The sequence below is a fragment of the Alkanindiges illinoisensis DSM 15370 genome, assembly GCF_000619845.1.
GTDB classification, from domain to species: domain Bacteria; phylum Pseudomonadota; class Gammaproteobacteria; order Pseudomonadales; family Moraxellaceae; genus Alkanindiges; species Alkanindiges illinoisensis.
The window spans coordinates 13,312-29,157 of the sequence record NZ_JHUX01000008.1 but is presented as its reverse complement, the minus strand read 5'-3'; the positions used below and the strand labels follow the sequence as shown (position 1 = coordinate 29,157).

Sequence of the window (15,846 nt, the reverse complement as noted above, 5' to 3'; positions counted from 1 at the left end):
TACCGCGACTTTACCATGGTACTATTTTGATCCCAGTGCAATGGCTAATTCTGCACTGCGTGTGGCAGCAGCCTGCAAGGCCTGTTGAATATGCACATTCACCTGGGCAGCATCCATCGTTTCAATAGCTGCCTGGGTAGTGCCATTAGGTGAAGTTACGTTTTTACGCAACTGGGCTGGCGCATGCGGACTGTTCACTGCCATTTTAGCGGCGCCCAGTGCCGTTTGCAGGGTGAGTGCCCTGGCTTGTGCTTCCGTCAAGCCCAGATCCTGCCCGGCCTGAATCATGGCTTCCATCAGGTAAAAAAAGTAAGCTGGACCTGAACCTGATACCGCAGTCACGGCATCCAGTTGCTGCTCTTGCTCCACCCACAATACCAGACCAGCAGCCTGTAATATATTGGTGGCCAGTGTACGGTCTGCCGTATCTACCGCTGCCGTGGCATACAGTCCTGTTGCTCCGGTCTGGATCAGAGCCGGTGTATTGGGCATGGCGCGTACAATGCGTGGATAGTCACCCAGCAGGCGTGACAGGGTAGAAATAGTAACACCCGCTGCAATTGAAATAATTAACTGATTCTTAAATTGTTCACGCAAGGGCATTAGCACTTCTGCCATCACCTGTGGCTTGACTGCCAATATCACCACCGTAGCATCCGTGATTGCCTGCTGGTTATCTGTGGTGACCTGCACGCCAAGCTGGCGCAAGGTCGCATGCAGCGCTTCTACTGGCTCTGACACTGTAATATCGGCTGCATTGAATTGCTGGGCCAACAAACCGCCAATGAGTGCCTGTGCCATATTGCCGCCCCCAATGAAGGCAATTTTACCTGTGGGACGAATTGGGCTTGCTGTTGAATCTGTTGCAGTTGATTCTGTTGCAGTTGATTCTGTTGTAAGGTGCATGGTGAACTCTGTTGTACTCAATGACTAAAATTAATGTAAAGACGCACAAAGCTGGTTAATCATCCAGCTCATGTCCCAGTCTTTTTTAGGCCGTTCGCCCATCCGCAACACCACCAGATCATGGTGGGGATGAATAAACAAACACTGACCACGCAAGCCTTCAAGATAAAACAATGCATCATCATGAAATGCTGTGGTGGCATGTGTGGCTTCAAACCACGGAATGCCACGAATCAGGCCATAATCATGGGCTTTGAGCCATAACTGGTAGCCATAATCGGCGCGTCCATCCACCACGCCACGTGCAGGCGTATTACGCGGAATCTGCATTTGTTCCAGCCACTGCGCAGACACAATTTGCTGCCCCTGAAAACTGCCGCGATTAACAAACAACTGGCCCACCCGCAACCAGTCTTCTGGCTGTGCAAAAAAAGCCCCGAAGGTTCTGGCCTGACCGTCCGGCTTATCCAACCATAAAAAACCTGAGTGACAGTGTAATGGCTGCCACAAATACTTGCTGATAAATTGTGCAGCCGTTAAACCTGAGGCACGCTGTAAAATAATGCCCAATAGCTGGGTGTTGTAATTATTATATTCAAAATAGCGTCCCGGCGGCGCAACCGCAGGTAAGGCCAGCGCCGTGCGCTCAATATCATTGCCCAGATATAATGGAATCACCGGTAACACCCAGGTTCTGGCATCCAGCTTAACGTCACTTTTAAGCCCCGACTGCATGCTGAGCAAATGCTCAATGGTAATGTTACGGCGCGCATCATGTTGCCATTCCGGCAAAAACTCAGCCGCTTTTACATGAACTCCTGCAATCAACCCCTGATCAATGGCAATTCCAATTAACAATGCCACCAGTGTCTTGAGCATTGACATCGAATTAAACTGATAATGCGGCTTAAACTGATGATAAAACTGATGCACCAGTTGCCCTTTCCACAGCACCAGAAAGGCACGGGTCTGATGGTTTAATAAATACTGGTCAATGTTGTGCCAGCCTTGGGCTGATAACGGAAACTGCTCGGTTAACGGTAAAAATGCCGGCTGTCCTGCCGGGTTACCTGGTACCGTTTCACGTGGCTGATACCAGTTGCTTTGGGTAATGGGCTGAATGCGCTGCGAACCCAATACCCGCTGTGCATACTGCACCTGATTGCTTAAATACGGCAAAAATCCTTTTGCCTGCCTGTTCAGTTCACCTGTATTATTTTTCATGTTGCGGTGCATCCTGTTTTAAATTGATTGTTGAAGGTGTCAAAATGGGTAACCAGCCACCCTTAACCAGAGGTTGCTGCTGATTGAGCCAAAAACCTTGCGCCGTAAATACGCCTAAAAGCTGATCTTTGGCATATAAAAGCTGTACCTGCTCACGTTGCCATGGCGGAATTTTGGCTTCCTGCAAACATTTTTTTAGCGGCCAGTGACCAGCCCGTCCCTGCACATGCATGACCTCACCGCCACGACGGGCCTGCAATAAAAATGGCTGCTCCATGACTTGCGTCGGAAAACCAAGTTCCTGTTGCTGCCATTGCCACTGACCTGTGGGTAATTCAAGTACTTGTCTACAGGGCCATTGCACCTGTAAATCCTGTGCTTTTGGCAATTGCTGTGGCAGACGATAAATTTGATGCTGGTAACGCCGGAATTGCCAGCCCTGCCATTCTACCTTTGGGGTTGCATCCTGCCGCGCATTGAGCAGGGTTTGCCGAACTTCTTCAACCAGATGAAAAGCCGGTGCATATTGCTCAGCGCCCTGCATCCAGCGTAACAATAACAAGCGCTGCCTTGGCTGGCTTAACCGTTCAAGGGCATGAATATTCAGTACATTGTGGTCGCCACACTGCAACCAGTCCTGCATCAGGACTTCCTGTAAAATCTCCTGACTATCCTGCATCAGCACAGCAGTGCGGTTCAGCGTGCTATCCATGGCAGGCCAGCGGCTTTTGAGTAATGGCCAAACCTGCTGACGCAAAAATACCCGGTCAAAATTATCCTGATCATTCGCTGGATCATCAATATAGTCCGGGCAAATTAATGCCGCCAGTTCGGTAATGTGCTGACGCGAACATGCCAGTAATGGCCGCCATAACACTACACTTTGTCCAGACTCAAGCTGGCGCTGCTCGCTTGTTTTCATGGCCGACAAGCCTTTTACCCCGCTGCCGGACAGCATGCGCAAAAACAGGGTTTCGGCCTGATCCTGCTGATGATGGCCCAACACCAGGATTTCATTATTTTGCAGCAGTTTAAATAAAGCCTGATAACGAACCTTGCGGGCTTCGGCCTCAAGGTTACCAGCCGCCACCGCCACAGGCTGAATGATACAAGGAAGCTGCCATTGCTGGCATTGCACTGCCAGCCAGTTGGCCCACTGGGTAGAAGGGGCCTGCAATTGATGATTGATATGGGCAACACGAACCCGGCCCGGACACAGCAAATGCAGTGCGCAGGCCAAACTCAAGGAATCACGGCCACCACTGCACGCCACCAGAAATTGCTGATGTGGCGCAAACTGGTTTAGTTGCTGCTGGAGCTGTTTTGTAACTGGCTGCTGCCAAAACGCATCAGACGTTGATAGCGTGCCTGGCATCGCGCTTCACTCTCCATTAATAACAGTTCATCCAGCGAATCACGCAATACCTGATGCAAGCGTTCCATTACCACAAGCGGCTGTAAATGCGCGCCTTCGCCCTCATCAATGACATGCTCCACAATACCCAGACTGTATAAACGATCTGCGGTAATGGCCATGGCTTCACTGGCCTGAGCTGCCTTTTCATTGGTTTTCCACAAAATGGCCGCACAGCCTTCAGGGGAAATTACTGAATAAATACTGTGTGACAGCATGATCACCCGGTCTGCCACTCCAATTGCCACCGCGCCGCCAGAACCGCCCTCGCCAATCACCGTGGCAATTACCGGAACTTTCAGGCGTGACAATGCCGCCAGATTGCGTGCAATCGCTTCCGCCTGTCCGCGCTCCTCGGCACCCACGCCCGGATAAGCACCCATGGTGTCAATAAAGGTAAAAACCGGCAGGCCGTAATGCTCGGCCATTTCAAACAGGCGCAGTGATTTGCGATAACCTTCGGGATTACACATGCCAAAATTGTGCTGCAGGCGTTCACGGGTACTCCGGCCCTTATGCTGTCCCAGTACCATTACCGGCTGGCCATCAAAACGGGCCAGACCGCCAATCATGGCACCATCGTCACCGTACAGGCGATCTCCATGCAGCGGATCAAACTCACTAAACAGTTCACTGACATAATCCAGAAACTGTGGCCGTTCGGGATGCCTTGCAATCTGCACTGTTTTCCAGGCAGCGAGCACATTGGGTTCCGCTTTCATCAATTTATTATGCCTCCTGCCCCGGTGTATGAAGTGGCGATGTATGAAGTGTTGGGGCTGTATTCAGGATTTCCAGATGAATCCCCCAGTGCGCAAATTGTTGCTGTTCTTCCTGCAAATCGGTGAGGAATAACAAATTGGCTTGGCCGTGGTCATTAATGCCCAGTTGCCAGGTGTGGCTGTCTTTAACACTAAGCTGCACTTCCGGCACCTGCTGGTCACTGCGGCTATGGTGCAATAAAACCGCCAGACGCAACAACAGGCACAAATGCAGCAATGGCAAGCCACCACTTTTCAGTACCTGTTCCTGTTGTTCAGCCTTGAGCTTGCGGCGATGATTTGCTACCAGCAGAGCCAGACGGCTTTGATCCACCTGTGAAAAGCCGGGAATATCCGAATGTTGTAACAGATAGGCCCCATGACGATGATAGCCACCATGACTAATCGCCAGGCCAATTTCATGGAGATACGCAGCACGGCGCAACAAATCGGCACTGTCTGCATCCAGTTGCAAGTCAGGAGCAACCTGTTCAAACAAATGCCGTGCGGTATTCACTACCCGCTCGGCCTGACGCTGATCAGCATGATAGCGGGCCATCATTGCCTGCACACTGCGGTCACGAATATCTTCATGGCGGAAGCGGCCCAGCAGGTCATACATCACGCCTTCACGGAGTGCACCATCGGAATAGGCCATCTTGTCCAGTTTGAGCACATCAAAAATAGCCCATAAAATTGCCAGACCAGCGGGCAATACGGCACGGCGGTCATCGCGCAAGCCCTCAAAATCTATTTGTTTAATGTCACTGACCTTTAGCAGGCGGTCTTTAAGCACCTGCAAGCCTTCATACAGAATATTTTCCTGCGCATCGCTCAGGCCAAGGCTCACCAGCACCTGACGGCAGGCCTTGATGGTGCCACTGGAACCAACCACCGTATCCCAGCCAGTGGCCTGATAAGTGCTGGCAATTGCCCGGATTTCCTTTTTGGCTGCCGCCACTGCCCGTTCAAAGGCCTTGGGACTAATGCTGCCATCAGCAAAAAAAGCCTTGGTATAGGCCACGCAGCCCATTTGCAGCGATTCGGTGTGAATCGGTTCAAAGTCCTCACCAATAATAAACTCGGTAGAACCGCCACCAATATCCACCACCAAGCGGCGTCCGCCATTGGCCATGGTATGCGACACTCCGAGATAAATCAGCCGGGCTTCTTCACGGCCTGCAATGATTTCAATGGGCTTTGGTAAAATCTCGGCAGCGCGCTGCATAAATTCCTGTGAATTCTCTGCCTGCCGCAGGGCATTGGTGGCCACAATTCTAAGCCGGTTGGGCGTTACCGCGCCAAGACGTCCCACAAAGCGGCTCAAACACTCCAGACCACGTTGCTGGGCAGCTTCATTCAGATGGTTATTTTCATCAAGCCCTGCCGCCAGCTGGACTTTTTCTGACATGGACGCCACTTTGCGTACTTCGCCATGATCCAGACGGGCAATCGCCAGATGGAAACTGTTTGAGCCCATATCAATGGCTGCCAGTAACTCTTCTTCTGCTAGAAAATCAGACATGTTGATTTATTTACTCCACCCTAAGCCCATACAGGGTAAAGCACCCTTTTAGGAAAGAAAAGCCAGTATTGGCACTATGTGAAACCAGTTTATCGCATATCCAGGTTCTGACAGCATCAATACTCAAAAAACAATTGATTGCCTAAAACGATACACAAAATCGAAAGCATCCATTGGACAAAATTATCAATGTCACTGACAATAAGCAAACCTTAGCGGTATCATGCGTTTAATGATATACATCATCATCTGTAGCATGATCCATTATATCACCGGAGTAAAATTATGACTGGTATCGTCAATACAACTGACCAAGATTTTAAAGCAGACGTGTTAGAGTCTGATGTGCCTGTACTGGTAGACTTCTGGGCTGGCTGGTGTGCACCTTGTAAAGCCATTGCTCCTGTACTGGAAGATTTAGCCAACGAATATGATGGCAAGCTGAAGATTGTTAAAGTTGACGTCACCTCTTGTGAAGACACAGCGGTTCAGTACAACATCCGTAATATTCCTGCCCTGCTGATTTTCAAAGATGGCCAGGCCGTTGCCCAGCAAGTCGGTGCACAGCCACGCTCCAAACTGGCTGCATTCATCGACCAGAATATCTAAGCCCAGATTGTTGCTTCTAACGAAACAATGACGCTTTACCGTCCCTGATCCTGTTCACGGACGGTATTTTCCTGCGGTATCCGCTTAATACTTCCCCCATCAATTTATTTTTAATATTTTAATTTCTGCATTCAATATCAAAACTTTGCTTAAGCCAACTTCTTACGACCTGATTAAGCTTGATTTCATTGCCAATATTGCTCAGCAAGCTGGCCAACAATTAAAGCCAGGCAAAAAGTCTAATGAGTTTTGACAAGTTGACATTGAACAAATATTGACAAATGCAGGATCAGGGTTTTATAGTGTCATGAAGATTAAGGCAAGTCACTTGCCGCTTGAATGATGGAATCATTTTTATCATTCGGAGAATAGCCGTTCGGCACCTGAAATTGTCTTTCGACTTTTCGCTTTCGTTATCTACTGGTGGTTTTTAACTTGCTCAGCATAAAGCAGGTAAAAATGCATTTTTGTACATCCTTATTTTACCGAGGCGCACCCTTGCAATCTGTTGCTGCGTTTGTATCCCCTATTTTTATCCACATCTGAACCTCTATGAATCTTACTGAACTGAAGAAAAAACCAATTGGTGAACTCATTCAAATTGCCGAGTTCATGGGTCTTGAAGGCATGGCGCGTAATCGCAAGCAAGACATTATTTTTGCGATTCTCAAACGACATGCCATGAATGGCGAAGAAATTTTTGGTGATGGCGTTCTGGAGATTTTATCGGACGGTTTCGGATTTTTACGTTCGGCCGCTGGTTCTTATCTGGCTGGCCCGGACGATATCTATGTAAGTCCTTCGCAAATCCGCCGCTTTAACCTGCGCACGGGCGATACCATTACTGGCACCATTCGTCCTCCCAAAGAAGGCGAGCGCTATTTTGCCCTGCTCAAAGTTAACCAGATTAACTACGATACCCCAGAGAATTCACGTAACAAGATTCTGTTTGAAAACCTGACGCCCCTGTTTCCAACCGAACAAATGATTATGGAACTGGGTAACGGCACTACTGAAGACTTAACCTCTCGCGTGGTTGACCTGATTGCCCCCATTGGTAAAGGTCAGCGCTCTATTATTGTTGCACCGCCAAAAGCCGGTAAAACTATGCTGCTGCAAAGCATTGCACAGTCCATTACCCGCAACAATCCAGAAGCTTTCCTGATTGTTTTGCTGATTGATGAACGTCCGGAAGAAGTTACCGAAATGGAACGCACCGTACGTGGCGAAGTGGTTGCTTCCACCTTTGATGAACCACCAGCACGCCATATTCAAGTGGCTGAAATGGTGATTGAAAAAGCCAAGCGTCTGGTTGAGCATAAAAAGGATGTGGTAATTCTGCTGGATTCGATTACCCGTCTGGCCCGCGCCTACAATACCGTGATTCCATCATCTGGCAAGGTCCTAACTGGCGGTGTGGACGCCCATGCGCTGGAACGCCCAAAACGCTTCTTTGGTGCAGCGCGTAACATCGAAGAAGGCGGCAGCCTTACCATTATTGCTACAGCCTTGATTGATACTGGCAGCAAAATGGACGAAGTGATTTTTGAGGAATTCAAGGGAACAGGCAACCAGGAAATCAATCTGGATCGCCGTATTGCTGAAAAACGCGTCTTCCCGGCCATGAATATCAAGAAATCAGGTACTCGCCGTGAAGAGCGCCTGATGGACGAAGACAATCTACGTAAGGTCTGGATTCTGCGTAAGTTATTGCATCCAATGGATGAACTGGCTGCCATTGAATTCCTGCTGGATCGTATGAAAGACTCTAAAACCAATGATGAGTTTTTTGACCAGATGAAGCGTAAGTCCTCAACTTAAGGATTGCTGCTTCCAAAGGCACTTTAATGCTTGCGTTAAAGTGCCTTTTTATTGAAATCATGGTGCTTAGCACAACAACCAGGCCGATTAATTCATTTTCCAGCTAAATACTGGTTGAAATGAACTTTGCCAATCTCGGGTTTTGACGCGCTATCGTCCTAACATGCTATGATGCTTTTTCCAGAATTAATGGCATAAACCGCTATTGCCTAATTCCGGTTTATTCATTTATTCACATGATTCCACACGTATGTCGCCTTTACTATCATTGCACTCCCTACAGGAATTAAAACACAGCCGGCAATTCCAGGGCGTGCTACTGATAATACGCCTGTTACTGATTGCCACACTGGCTTGGCAGGTTGATAGCCAGCCCGATTTTTCAATAATCTTTATTGATCAGAATATTTACACTGCTTTAGCAGCATACGGCGTTTTAGCCACTATTCATTATCTGTCCATGCTGTTTCGTCCCACCAGCGCCTGGATTTTTTATCTGGGGATTGCACTGGACTACTGTTTTGCCTTAAGTCTGCTGTTTTTGCTGCCCAATCAGGCCAGTATTATTCTGGTAATGGCAATAACCTTTGTGATTGCTGCTTTTAGTGACCTGAAAATTTCATTTTTAACAGCCATGAGTGCCAGCTATCTATTAGCTGCCGTGATTGCAGGTTTTTTTTATAACACTTTAACCAATAGTCAATTACAGCCCGTTCATTTAACAGGTTGCAGTATTTTTGCCTTGGGATATTTGCACTGTTTTAAGCATCATTTACAAAGCAGTGCCCATGATCTAAAAAGTGCATTAAATAGTGGCATTCTAGAAAAAAAACAATTGGTTGATGCTTTAACCTATCTCTATCCTTATCATCAACGTAATCAGATTCCACTCAGTTTACTGATGATTCGGGTTAAAGCCGGCTCACGTCATCAAAAAGAAGCCATAAGGCAATTATTTACAAGCTATAAAAATCGTTTGCGTAAATGTGATGTACTGGTACAACTGGATCGGCATCATCTGGCTGTGCTGTTATGTGATACCAGCGCGGCACAGACTGGTCATGTGGTCAAGGCATTGGGCTTGGTCAAGGATGAAATGCAAATACAGCAGCCAGAATTTGGCATTCAATATGGCGTTTGCCCTGTGCCACTTGAACAGGAAATTGCACTTGAAGACATTTTAATGCAAATGATGAGTGCGTTGAAGGCTGCAGAACACCAGAATGCCAGTCGGCTTATCTTCATCAATGCCAAACAAAGTGATTAATTTTAATAAAAATAATCAAAAAGGGAGTAGTTTTTTCCAAAAACCAGTGCTAGGATTGCTGCACCATTTAATCTGACCCTTGCGCTGTGTCCTCACCGTAAGGCAACGGATAGCAATAAGCAAGAAACAGATTAATTTGTGGTTTTCGAAAACCTTATTTCTTTTGTGAGAGTGATGCCATGCAAATCAAAAAAATCGCAATCGCTGCTGCTATTGCTGCTTCTTTAGCTTTCGTTGGTTGTTCAAAAAAAGCTGACGAACACGCTGCTGAAGCCCAAGACTCTGCTGCTCAAGCTTCTGCTGCCGCTGCTGATGCTGCTACTGCTGCTACCGACGCTGCTGCTGCTACTACTGCCGACGCTACCGCTGACGCTACCGCTGCTGCTGCTGACGCTGCTGGCAACGCTGCCGATGCTGCTAACGACGCTGCTAACGCTGCTGCTGACAGTGCTAACAATGCTGCTGCTCCAGCTGCTGCTGACACTGCCGCTACTCCAGCTGCTACCGACGCTACTACTACTACTACAGCTCCAGCTGCTGCTCAGTAATAGTTACAGTTTCAAAAAAAGAGAGCTTTTTAGCTCTCTTTTTTATTGTCTATTGATTCGTTCAGAAATCTTCTATTTTATTTTTAATCGCTTTATTTCTAACAACTCGCCAATAAAAAAGCAGCCTTTAGCTGCTCTTCTACGATTATCATCTTGTCACAACACAACATCATTCGTCGTATTGTTCCTGCTCTACCCGCTGACGAAACTTCTGGCCAGCACGGAACGTCACCACACGGCGCGCAGTAATGGGAATTTCCTCTCCAGTTTTAGGATTGCGGCCTGGACGCTGACGCTTGTCGCGCAGTTCAAAATTCCCAAACCCTGAGAGCTTTACCTGATCGCCTGCAATAAGTGCCTGACTGATCTCATCAAAAAATAGCTCTACCAATTGTTTGGCTTCCCGGCGATTAAGACCGGTTTTTTCACTTAAATGATCGGCCATTTCGGCTTTTGTTAGTGCAGTCATGATGCCCTCAAAGTCGCCTTATACGTATCTTGCAACGCATCAATAACACGCTGCATTCCTTCCTTAATTTCAGCATCTTCCAATGTGCGCTCCGGATGTTGCCACAGCAGTGCAAACGCCAGTGAACGTTGCCCTACTTCAATGCCCTGTCCAGTGTACACATCAAATAACCAGCTCTGGATTAACCATTCACCTGCAGCTGATTGAATCGTATGCTGAATTTGGTCAATAGTAATATTAGCACTGATTAAAATAGCTATATCACGTCGAACCGTAGGAAAACGTGATAATTCTGTAAAATTAGATACATAAGGTTGCAAAAGCACATCCAGATCAACTTCACAGACCCAGGTTTTGCCTAGATCAAGCTGATCTTCCAAGGCAGGATGTAACCGGCCCAAATAACCAATGACTTGTCCTTGCACCACGATATTGGCACTTTGCCCTGGATGTAACCAGGGGAGCGAGCTGGGTTTAAACGCAGCCGCCAGCCGCGCAGATGCCAGAATTCGTTCGATCTCACCCTTTAAATCATAAAAATCCATGGACTGGGCTTTGGCATGCCACTGTTCAGGAATAGCAGTACCCGTGGCAATCATAGCCAGTGTCGGAATTTGTTTTAAATCCTGAATTCCTGTGGCCTGTTCATAATCAAAGCGCAGACCCGTTTCAAACAGGCGCACCCGGCTTTGCTGGCGATTCAGGTTGTATTGCACCGATGGAATCAGGCTGGACAATAAAGTACTGCGCATGGCGCCCAGTTCACTGGAAATTGGGTTGGCCAGCTTCAGCAGTTTTACTTCAGGGTTTAACTGCTTTTCCAGCTTTTCATCACTGAAGCTAAAGCTAATGGCTTCCTGATAACCCAGGCTAACCAGGGCCTGGCGCAATTGCTGAATACTTAAGCGATCCTGCGCAGGCTTAAGTTCAATTTCAAGCACCGGCATTTTGGTCTGAATATTATCATAGCCATAAATGCGGGCAACTTCTTCAATCAGGTCTTCCTTGATGGCAATGTCAAAGCGGTAAGACGGCGGAATAACTTCCCAGCCCTTGTTCTCATTATTGCCATTACCATTCACCTGCATTCCCAAGCGGCTTAAGGTTTGCTCTACAAAATCGGCAGCTACTTCATAGCCCAGTAACTGGTTGACTTGCGCCAAGCTTAAGGCAATCGGCAAACGCTTGGGCAAGGCATCTGCTTGCTCTACCAGAACCACTTCACCGGCTTCACCGCCAGCCAGTTGCAAAATCAACTGGGTCGCACGCTCAATGGCGGGCATGGCCAGTTCAAAATCAACGCCACGCTCATAACGTTGTGAGGCATCGGTATGCATGCCATAACGGCGGGCACGCCCTGCAATGGCCAAGGGATCAAAGAACGCACTTTCCAGAAAAATGTCAGTGGTGCTATCTGTTACGCTGCTGTCCAGTCCACCCATGATCCCAGCCATTGCCAGCACTTTATGATCATCACTGATCACCAGCACATCATCAGCCAGCTCAATGTCCTGTTCATTGAGCAGCTTGAGCTTTTCCTGCGGCTTGGCCTGACGAACCTGAATATCACCTTCAATTTTGCTGAGGTCAAAAGCATGCAACGGCTGGCCCTGTTCCAGCAGCACATAATTGGTAATGTCAACCAGCACACTATGCACACGAATACCGGAACGGCTTAGGGCGTCTACCATCCACTGCGGCGTTTTGGCTTGTGCATTAATGTTGTTAATTACACGGCCAGCGTAGCGAGGGCAGCCTGCACTGTGCAGCTGAACCTGCTTCTTGTCGGCAATTGTTGCTGTGACTGGCTGGATTTCAACTGGCGTGACTGCCAGATTATTAATTACCCCCAGCTCGCGTGCAATTCCTTTTATGCTGAAACAATCGCCACGGTTTGGGGTAATGCTGATTTCAATGACACGGTCATCCAGTTTTAAATAATCCCGGATATCCGTCCCAATTGGCGCATCCTGTGGCAGGATTAGCAAGCCATTAACACTGTCTTCCAGATCAATTTCAGATGCGCCACACAACATGCCATGTGACTCCACACCACGCAGCTTGCCTTTCTTAATTTTAAAGTCGCCGGGAAGAACTGCACCAATGGTTGCAACAGGCACCTTTAGACCAACAGCCACATTCGGTGCACCACAGACAATTTGCAGTGGCTCACCACTACCAATATTAACGGTGGTTATGCGCAAACGGTCTGCATCGGGATGCTGCTCAACCGTCAGTACTTCACCCACGACAACGCCAGTAAAAGGCTTGGCAACTGTGCTGCTGTCATCTACTTCCAAGCCAGCCATGGTGAGCTGATGGGCCAGTACATCGCTGTCAACGGCTGGATTAACCCATGACCGTAACCAGTTTTCACTAATTTTCATAACCGCAAATTCCTAAATTCTTTTCTTAAATTCTGTGTGATGTTTTCACCCTCCCTTAACAAGGGAGGGAGTTCTCCCCTGAGAAGCTTTGCTTGGTAAGAGAGGGAGCTAGAGGGAGTAATCAGGGCTTAGCTAAACTGGCTTAAAAAGCGCACATCATTCTGGAAAAACAGGCGTAAGTCTTTGACGTCATAACGCAGCATGGCAAAGCGCTCAACGCCGAGGCCAAAGGCAAAGCCCTTGTATTCTTCCGGGTTAATGCCACAGCTTTTAAGCACATTCGGATGTACCATGCCGCAGCCCATGACTTCCAGCCAGCGTCCGCGCTCATCCATAATGTCCACTTCAGCACTGGGTTCAGTAAATGGAAAGTAGGACGGACGGAAACGCACCTGCAGTTCTTTTTCAAAGAACTCATTGAGCAGGTTAATAATCAAGCCTTTAAGCTCGGCAAAACTGGTGTCTTTAGTAATCACCAAACCTTCAATCTGATGGAACATCGGCGAATGGGTCTGGTCGGAATCGCAGCGATACACCCGGCCCGGACAAATAATGCGGATCGGCAGACCTTGCGTTTCCATCGTGCGAATCTGCACCGAACTGGTATGGGTGCGCAGCAGATGATGCGCGTCAAAATAAAAAGTGTCGTGCATGGCACGTGCCGGATGGTGGCCCGGAATATTCAGTGCCTCAAAGTTATGATAATCATCTTCGACTTCCGGCCCGCGCTCCACTACAAAACCGGCACGGGTAAAAAAGTTGCTGATGCGTTCCTGCACTTGCGTCACCGGATGAATACTGCCAATGGCCTGACCACGTCCCGGCAAACTCACATCTATGGTTTCGCTGACCAGTTTGGCATTGAGCGCTGCCTGCTGTAGCTCGGCCTGCTTGCTGTTTAACGCGGCATTAATGGCTTCACGCACGGCATGAATCGCTGCACCCTGCACTTTTTTTTGCTCGGGGTCTAATGCGCCTAACCCCTTGGAAAACTCTGCCAACTGACTTTTTTTGCCTGTAAATTGAACGCGTGCTTGGTCAAGTTGATTCAAGTCCTGGGCGGCACCAATGGCGGCCAGTGCATCGTCTTTCAGGTTGTCCAGTGACATGCTTTCTTGTGACATGGGGGTTCTCTGATCAATTTAATATAAAAAATAAGTCAGTGATGACTTAAGTTAGCCGATTATTTTAACAGTTTTTTGGGTGGGATAGTGATGCCTTTGAATTGAAGGGCTTGGCAATTGGTAAGATTTTTCGACAGCTTAGGTATTTTTGTAGGTGCTTCTATGGGTTGCATCGTGTTCAGTGGAAGAATGACTGGATACGTCATCCCTATTATCTACCGGAACTGGATCAGGCGGCGTGGTACTGTCTTGCACTGCTTCATCAGTGTGATGCAAAGGCTGATAGGCCTTTTGTGCAGTAATATCGGCACGTTGATTCACCGAATTTTTATATTTTAATTGCCGGGCGGCCTGTTCGCGAAAACCACCGCGCTTGATAATATTGACCATAACTGATTATACCATCTCTAATTTTAACTGATCTCTAACTTTCATAAGAGCAAACCCTAAAAGATTCAAGCCACGCCATTTTACAGGTAATTTTGCAAACTCATGATCTTCAGCTAAACCAATACCCCAAATTTTATCCACTGGCGAAGCCTCTACCAGAATTCGCTGACCAGTGTTTAGTAAAAACTCTTTCAAAGCTGGATTCTGTGAAAATTTGGCCAGATTTGCATTAACAACGATATTAAACCTGTTTTCCTGCCAGACTATTTCATTAAAATTTTTAACCTCTCGACCTAAAGCCTTGGCATGAGCTGCTGACTTTACAGCGAGAATCAGTTGATAGGTTTGCTCGTCCTTAAACAACCTGGCTTTTTCTGCCATCATATAATGCTCAGCCGTTAAAAAGGTTTGACCAGCTATCTCAAATTTTGCTGGATACCATTGGCTAAAACAGCTTTTATCTATCTGGTTTGCTTTTTGCTGATGTCCCCAAAAAAATATGTATTTAGGCTTTAAGCCTTTATGAAGTGATTTTTGTAGTGCCTCCACAGAATAAATTGATTGCATTTTGATCCTACTTATTAATTTAATTTTTTCTTTTTTAAAATAAAAAACCGCCTCTGTGAAGGCGGCTTTCTTGCACTTAAGCAGTACAGATTGACGAATTAAGCCGCCAGATTCTGTTTTGCCAGAGATGCAATCGCAGCAAATGCAACGCTGTCATGCATGGCAATATCAGCCAGCACACGACGGTCGATAGTCACTTGCGCTTTTTTCAGGCCGGAAATCAGGCGGCTGTATGACAGACCATTCTGACGGGCACCAGCGTTAATACGGGCAATCCACAGTGCGCGGAATTGGCGTTTTTTCTGGCGACGGTCACGGTACGCATATTGACCTGCTTTGATTACCGCCTGGAACGCTACGCGGTAAACACGCGAACGCGCACCATAGTAGCCTTTAGCACGGGCAAGAATTTTTTTGTGACGACGATGAGCCACTACACCACGTTTTACACGAGCCATTTAATTTCTCCTTAGATGTATGGACACATACGACGAACTGATGCAACGTCACTTACGTGAACCATTACACAGCCGCGCAATTGACGAATACGCTTAGGAGATTTCTTGGTCAAAATGTGACGCTTGAATGCTTGCTTGCGCTTAAAGCCATTTGCAGTCGCTTTAAAGCGTTTTGCTGCACCACGGCGAGTTTTCATCTTAACTTTAGCCATAACAACCTCTTTGAGCACCTGTTCAGCACGTTGCACCATTACAGACGGCTTGCAGGTAGGGGGCGCATAGTTTAATTGATTTTTGCATAAAAAAAAAGCACGGCTTTTCATACAGAAATTCTTGTTTCACGGCTAAGACATATTGCTGATGCTTAACCTTGGTA

At 47.6% G+C, this 15,846-nt stretch carries 16 protein-coding genes; 4 read left to right on the top strand and 12 right to left on the bottom strand.

What is annotated here, in order from left to right:
• Positions 1–21: 21 nt before the first annotated feature.
• From proC to ppx, 5 genes are read right to left on the bottom strand one after another with little or no spacing between them, the layout of a single operon-like run.
• A complete protein-coding gene (proC, locus tag Q337_RS0112090) occupies positions 22–906 on the bottom strand; it encodes a pyrroline-5-carboxylate reductase (RefSeq protein WP_084494826.1) in 885 nt (294 codons plus the stop codon).
• 30 nt (positions 907–936) lie between these two features.
• Positions 937–2,130: a serine hydrolase domain-containing protein gene (locus Q337_RS0112085; protein ID WP_051526847.1), complete on the bottom strand. Its 1,194-nt coding sequence runs from the start codon at positions 2,128–2,130 to the stop codon at positions 937–939.
• Positions 2,120–3,505 carry a tRNA lysidine(34) synthetase TilS gene (gene tilS, locus Q337_RS0112080; protein ID WP_051526846.1) on the bottom strand — a complete coding sequence of 462 codons (1,386 nt, stop codon included), beginning with the start codon at positions 3,503–3,505 and terminating at the stop codon, positions 2,120–2,122. Before tilS ends, Q337_RS0112085 begins: the two co-directional genes overlap by 11 nt.
• Positions 3,433–4,266 (bottom strand): acetyl-CoA carboxylase carboxyltransferase subunit alpha, encoded by an 834-nt coding sequence (locus Q337_RS0112075; protein ID WP_034280277.1) that lies wholly within the window; start codon positions 4,264–4,266, stop codon positions 3,433–3,435. Before Q337_RS0112075 ends, tilS begins: the two co-directional genes overlap by 73 nt.
• A 7-nt stretch (positions 4,267–4,273) precedes the next feature.
• Positions 4,274–5,830, bottom strand: coding sequence for an exopolyphosphatase (ppx, locus tag Q337_RS17655; RefSeq protein ID WP_051526845.1), 1,557 nt, complete (start codon positions 5,828–5,830; stop codon positions 4,274–4,276).
• Positions 5,831–6,112: 282 nt separating this feature from the next.
• On the opposite strand from ppx, the gene trxA reads away from it, so the two are divergent.
• From trxA to Q337_RS17650, 4 genes are all read left to right on the top strand, one after another.
• Complete coding sequence (gene trxA, locus Q337_RS0112065) at positions 6,113–6,439, top strand: thioredoxin (protein WP_143253622.1); 327 nt, start codon at positions 6,113–6,115, stop codon at positions 6,437–6,439.
• Between the two features lie 552 nt (positions 6,440–6,991).
• On the top strand, positions 6,992–8,260 hold the full coding sequence (gene rho, locus Q337_RS0112055) for a transcription termination factor Rho (protein ID WP_026471802.1): 1,269 nt from the start codon (positions 6,992–6,994) through the stop codon (positions 8,258–8,260).
• 250 nt (positions 8,261–8,510) lie between these two features.
• Positions 8,511–9,527 carry a hypothetical protein gene (locus tag Q337_RS0112050; RefSeq protein WP_156935790.1) on the top strand — a complete coding sequence of 339 codons (1,017 nt, stop codon included), beginning with the start codon at positions 8,511–8,513 and terminating at the stop codon, positions 9,525–9,527.
• A 179-nt stretch (positions 9,528–9,706) separates the two neighbouring features.
• Entirely contained in the window at positions 9,707–10,075 is a 369-nt protein-coding gene (locus Q337_RS17650; RefSeq protein ID WP_051526844.1) for a hypothetical protein, read from the top strand.
• Positions 10,076–10,244: 169 nt separating this feature from the next.
• Here Q337_RS17650 and Q337_RS0112040 read toward each other — a convergent pair whose 3' ends face one another.
• The 7 genes from Q337_RS0112040 to rpmI form a co-directional block, all read right to left on the bottom strand.
• Entirely contained in the window at positions 10,245–10,544 is a 300-nt protein-coding gene (locus tag Q337_RS0112040) for an integration host factor subunit alpha (RefSeq protein WP_026471800.1), read from the bottom strand.
• Positions 10,541–12,931: a phenylalanine--tRNA ligase subunit beta gene (pheT, locus tag Q337_RS0112035; protein ID WP_026471799.1), complete on the bottom strand. Its 2,391-nt coding sequence runs from the start codon at positions 12,929–12,931 to the stop codon at positions 10,541–10,543. Before pheT ends, Q337_RS0112040 begins: the two co-directional genes overlap by 4 nt.
• A 128-nt stretch (positions 12,932–13,059) precedes the next feature.
• Entirely contained in the window at positions 13,060–14,040 is a 981-nt protein-coding gene (pheS, locus tag Q337_RS0112030) for a phenylalanine--tRNA ligase subunit alpha (protein ID WP_026471798.1), read from the bottom strand.
• A gap of 153 nt (positions 14,041–14,193) precedes the next feature.
• Positions 14,194–14,445: a hypothetical protein gene (locus Q337_RS17645; RefSeq protein ID WP_034280274.1), complete on the bottom strand. Its 252-nt coding sequence runs from the start codon at positions 14,443–14,445 to the stop codon at positions 14,194–14,196.
• A gap of 6 nt (positions 14,446–14,451) precedes the next feature.
• Complete coding sequence (locus Q337_RS0112020; protein WP_026471797.1) at positions 14,452–15,012, bottom strand: NADAR family protein; 561 nt, start codon at positions 15,010–15,012, stop codon at positions 14,452–14,454.
• Between the two features lie 98 nt (positions 15,013–15,110).
• Positions 15,111–15,470, bottom strand: coding sequence for a 50S ribosomal protein L20 (gene rplT, locus Q337_RS0112015; RefSeq protein ID WP_026471796.1), 360 nt, complete (start codon positions 15,468–15,470; stop codon positions 15,111–15,113).
• Between the two features lie 11 nt (positions 15,471–15,481).
• Positions 15,482–15,682 (bottom strand): 50S ribosomal protein L35, encoded by a 201-nt coding sequence (gene rpmI, locus Q337_RS0112010; protein WP_034280298.1) that lies wholly within the window; start codon positions 15,680–15,682, stop codon positions 15,482–15,484.
• Positions 15,683–15,846: the final 164 nt, after the last annotated feature.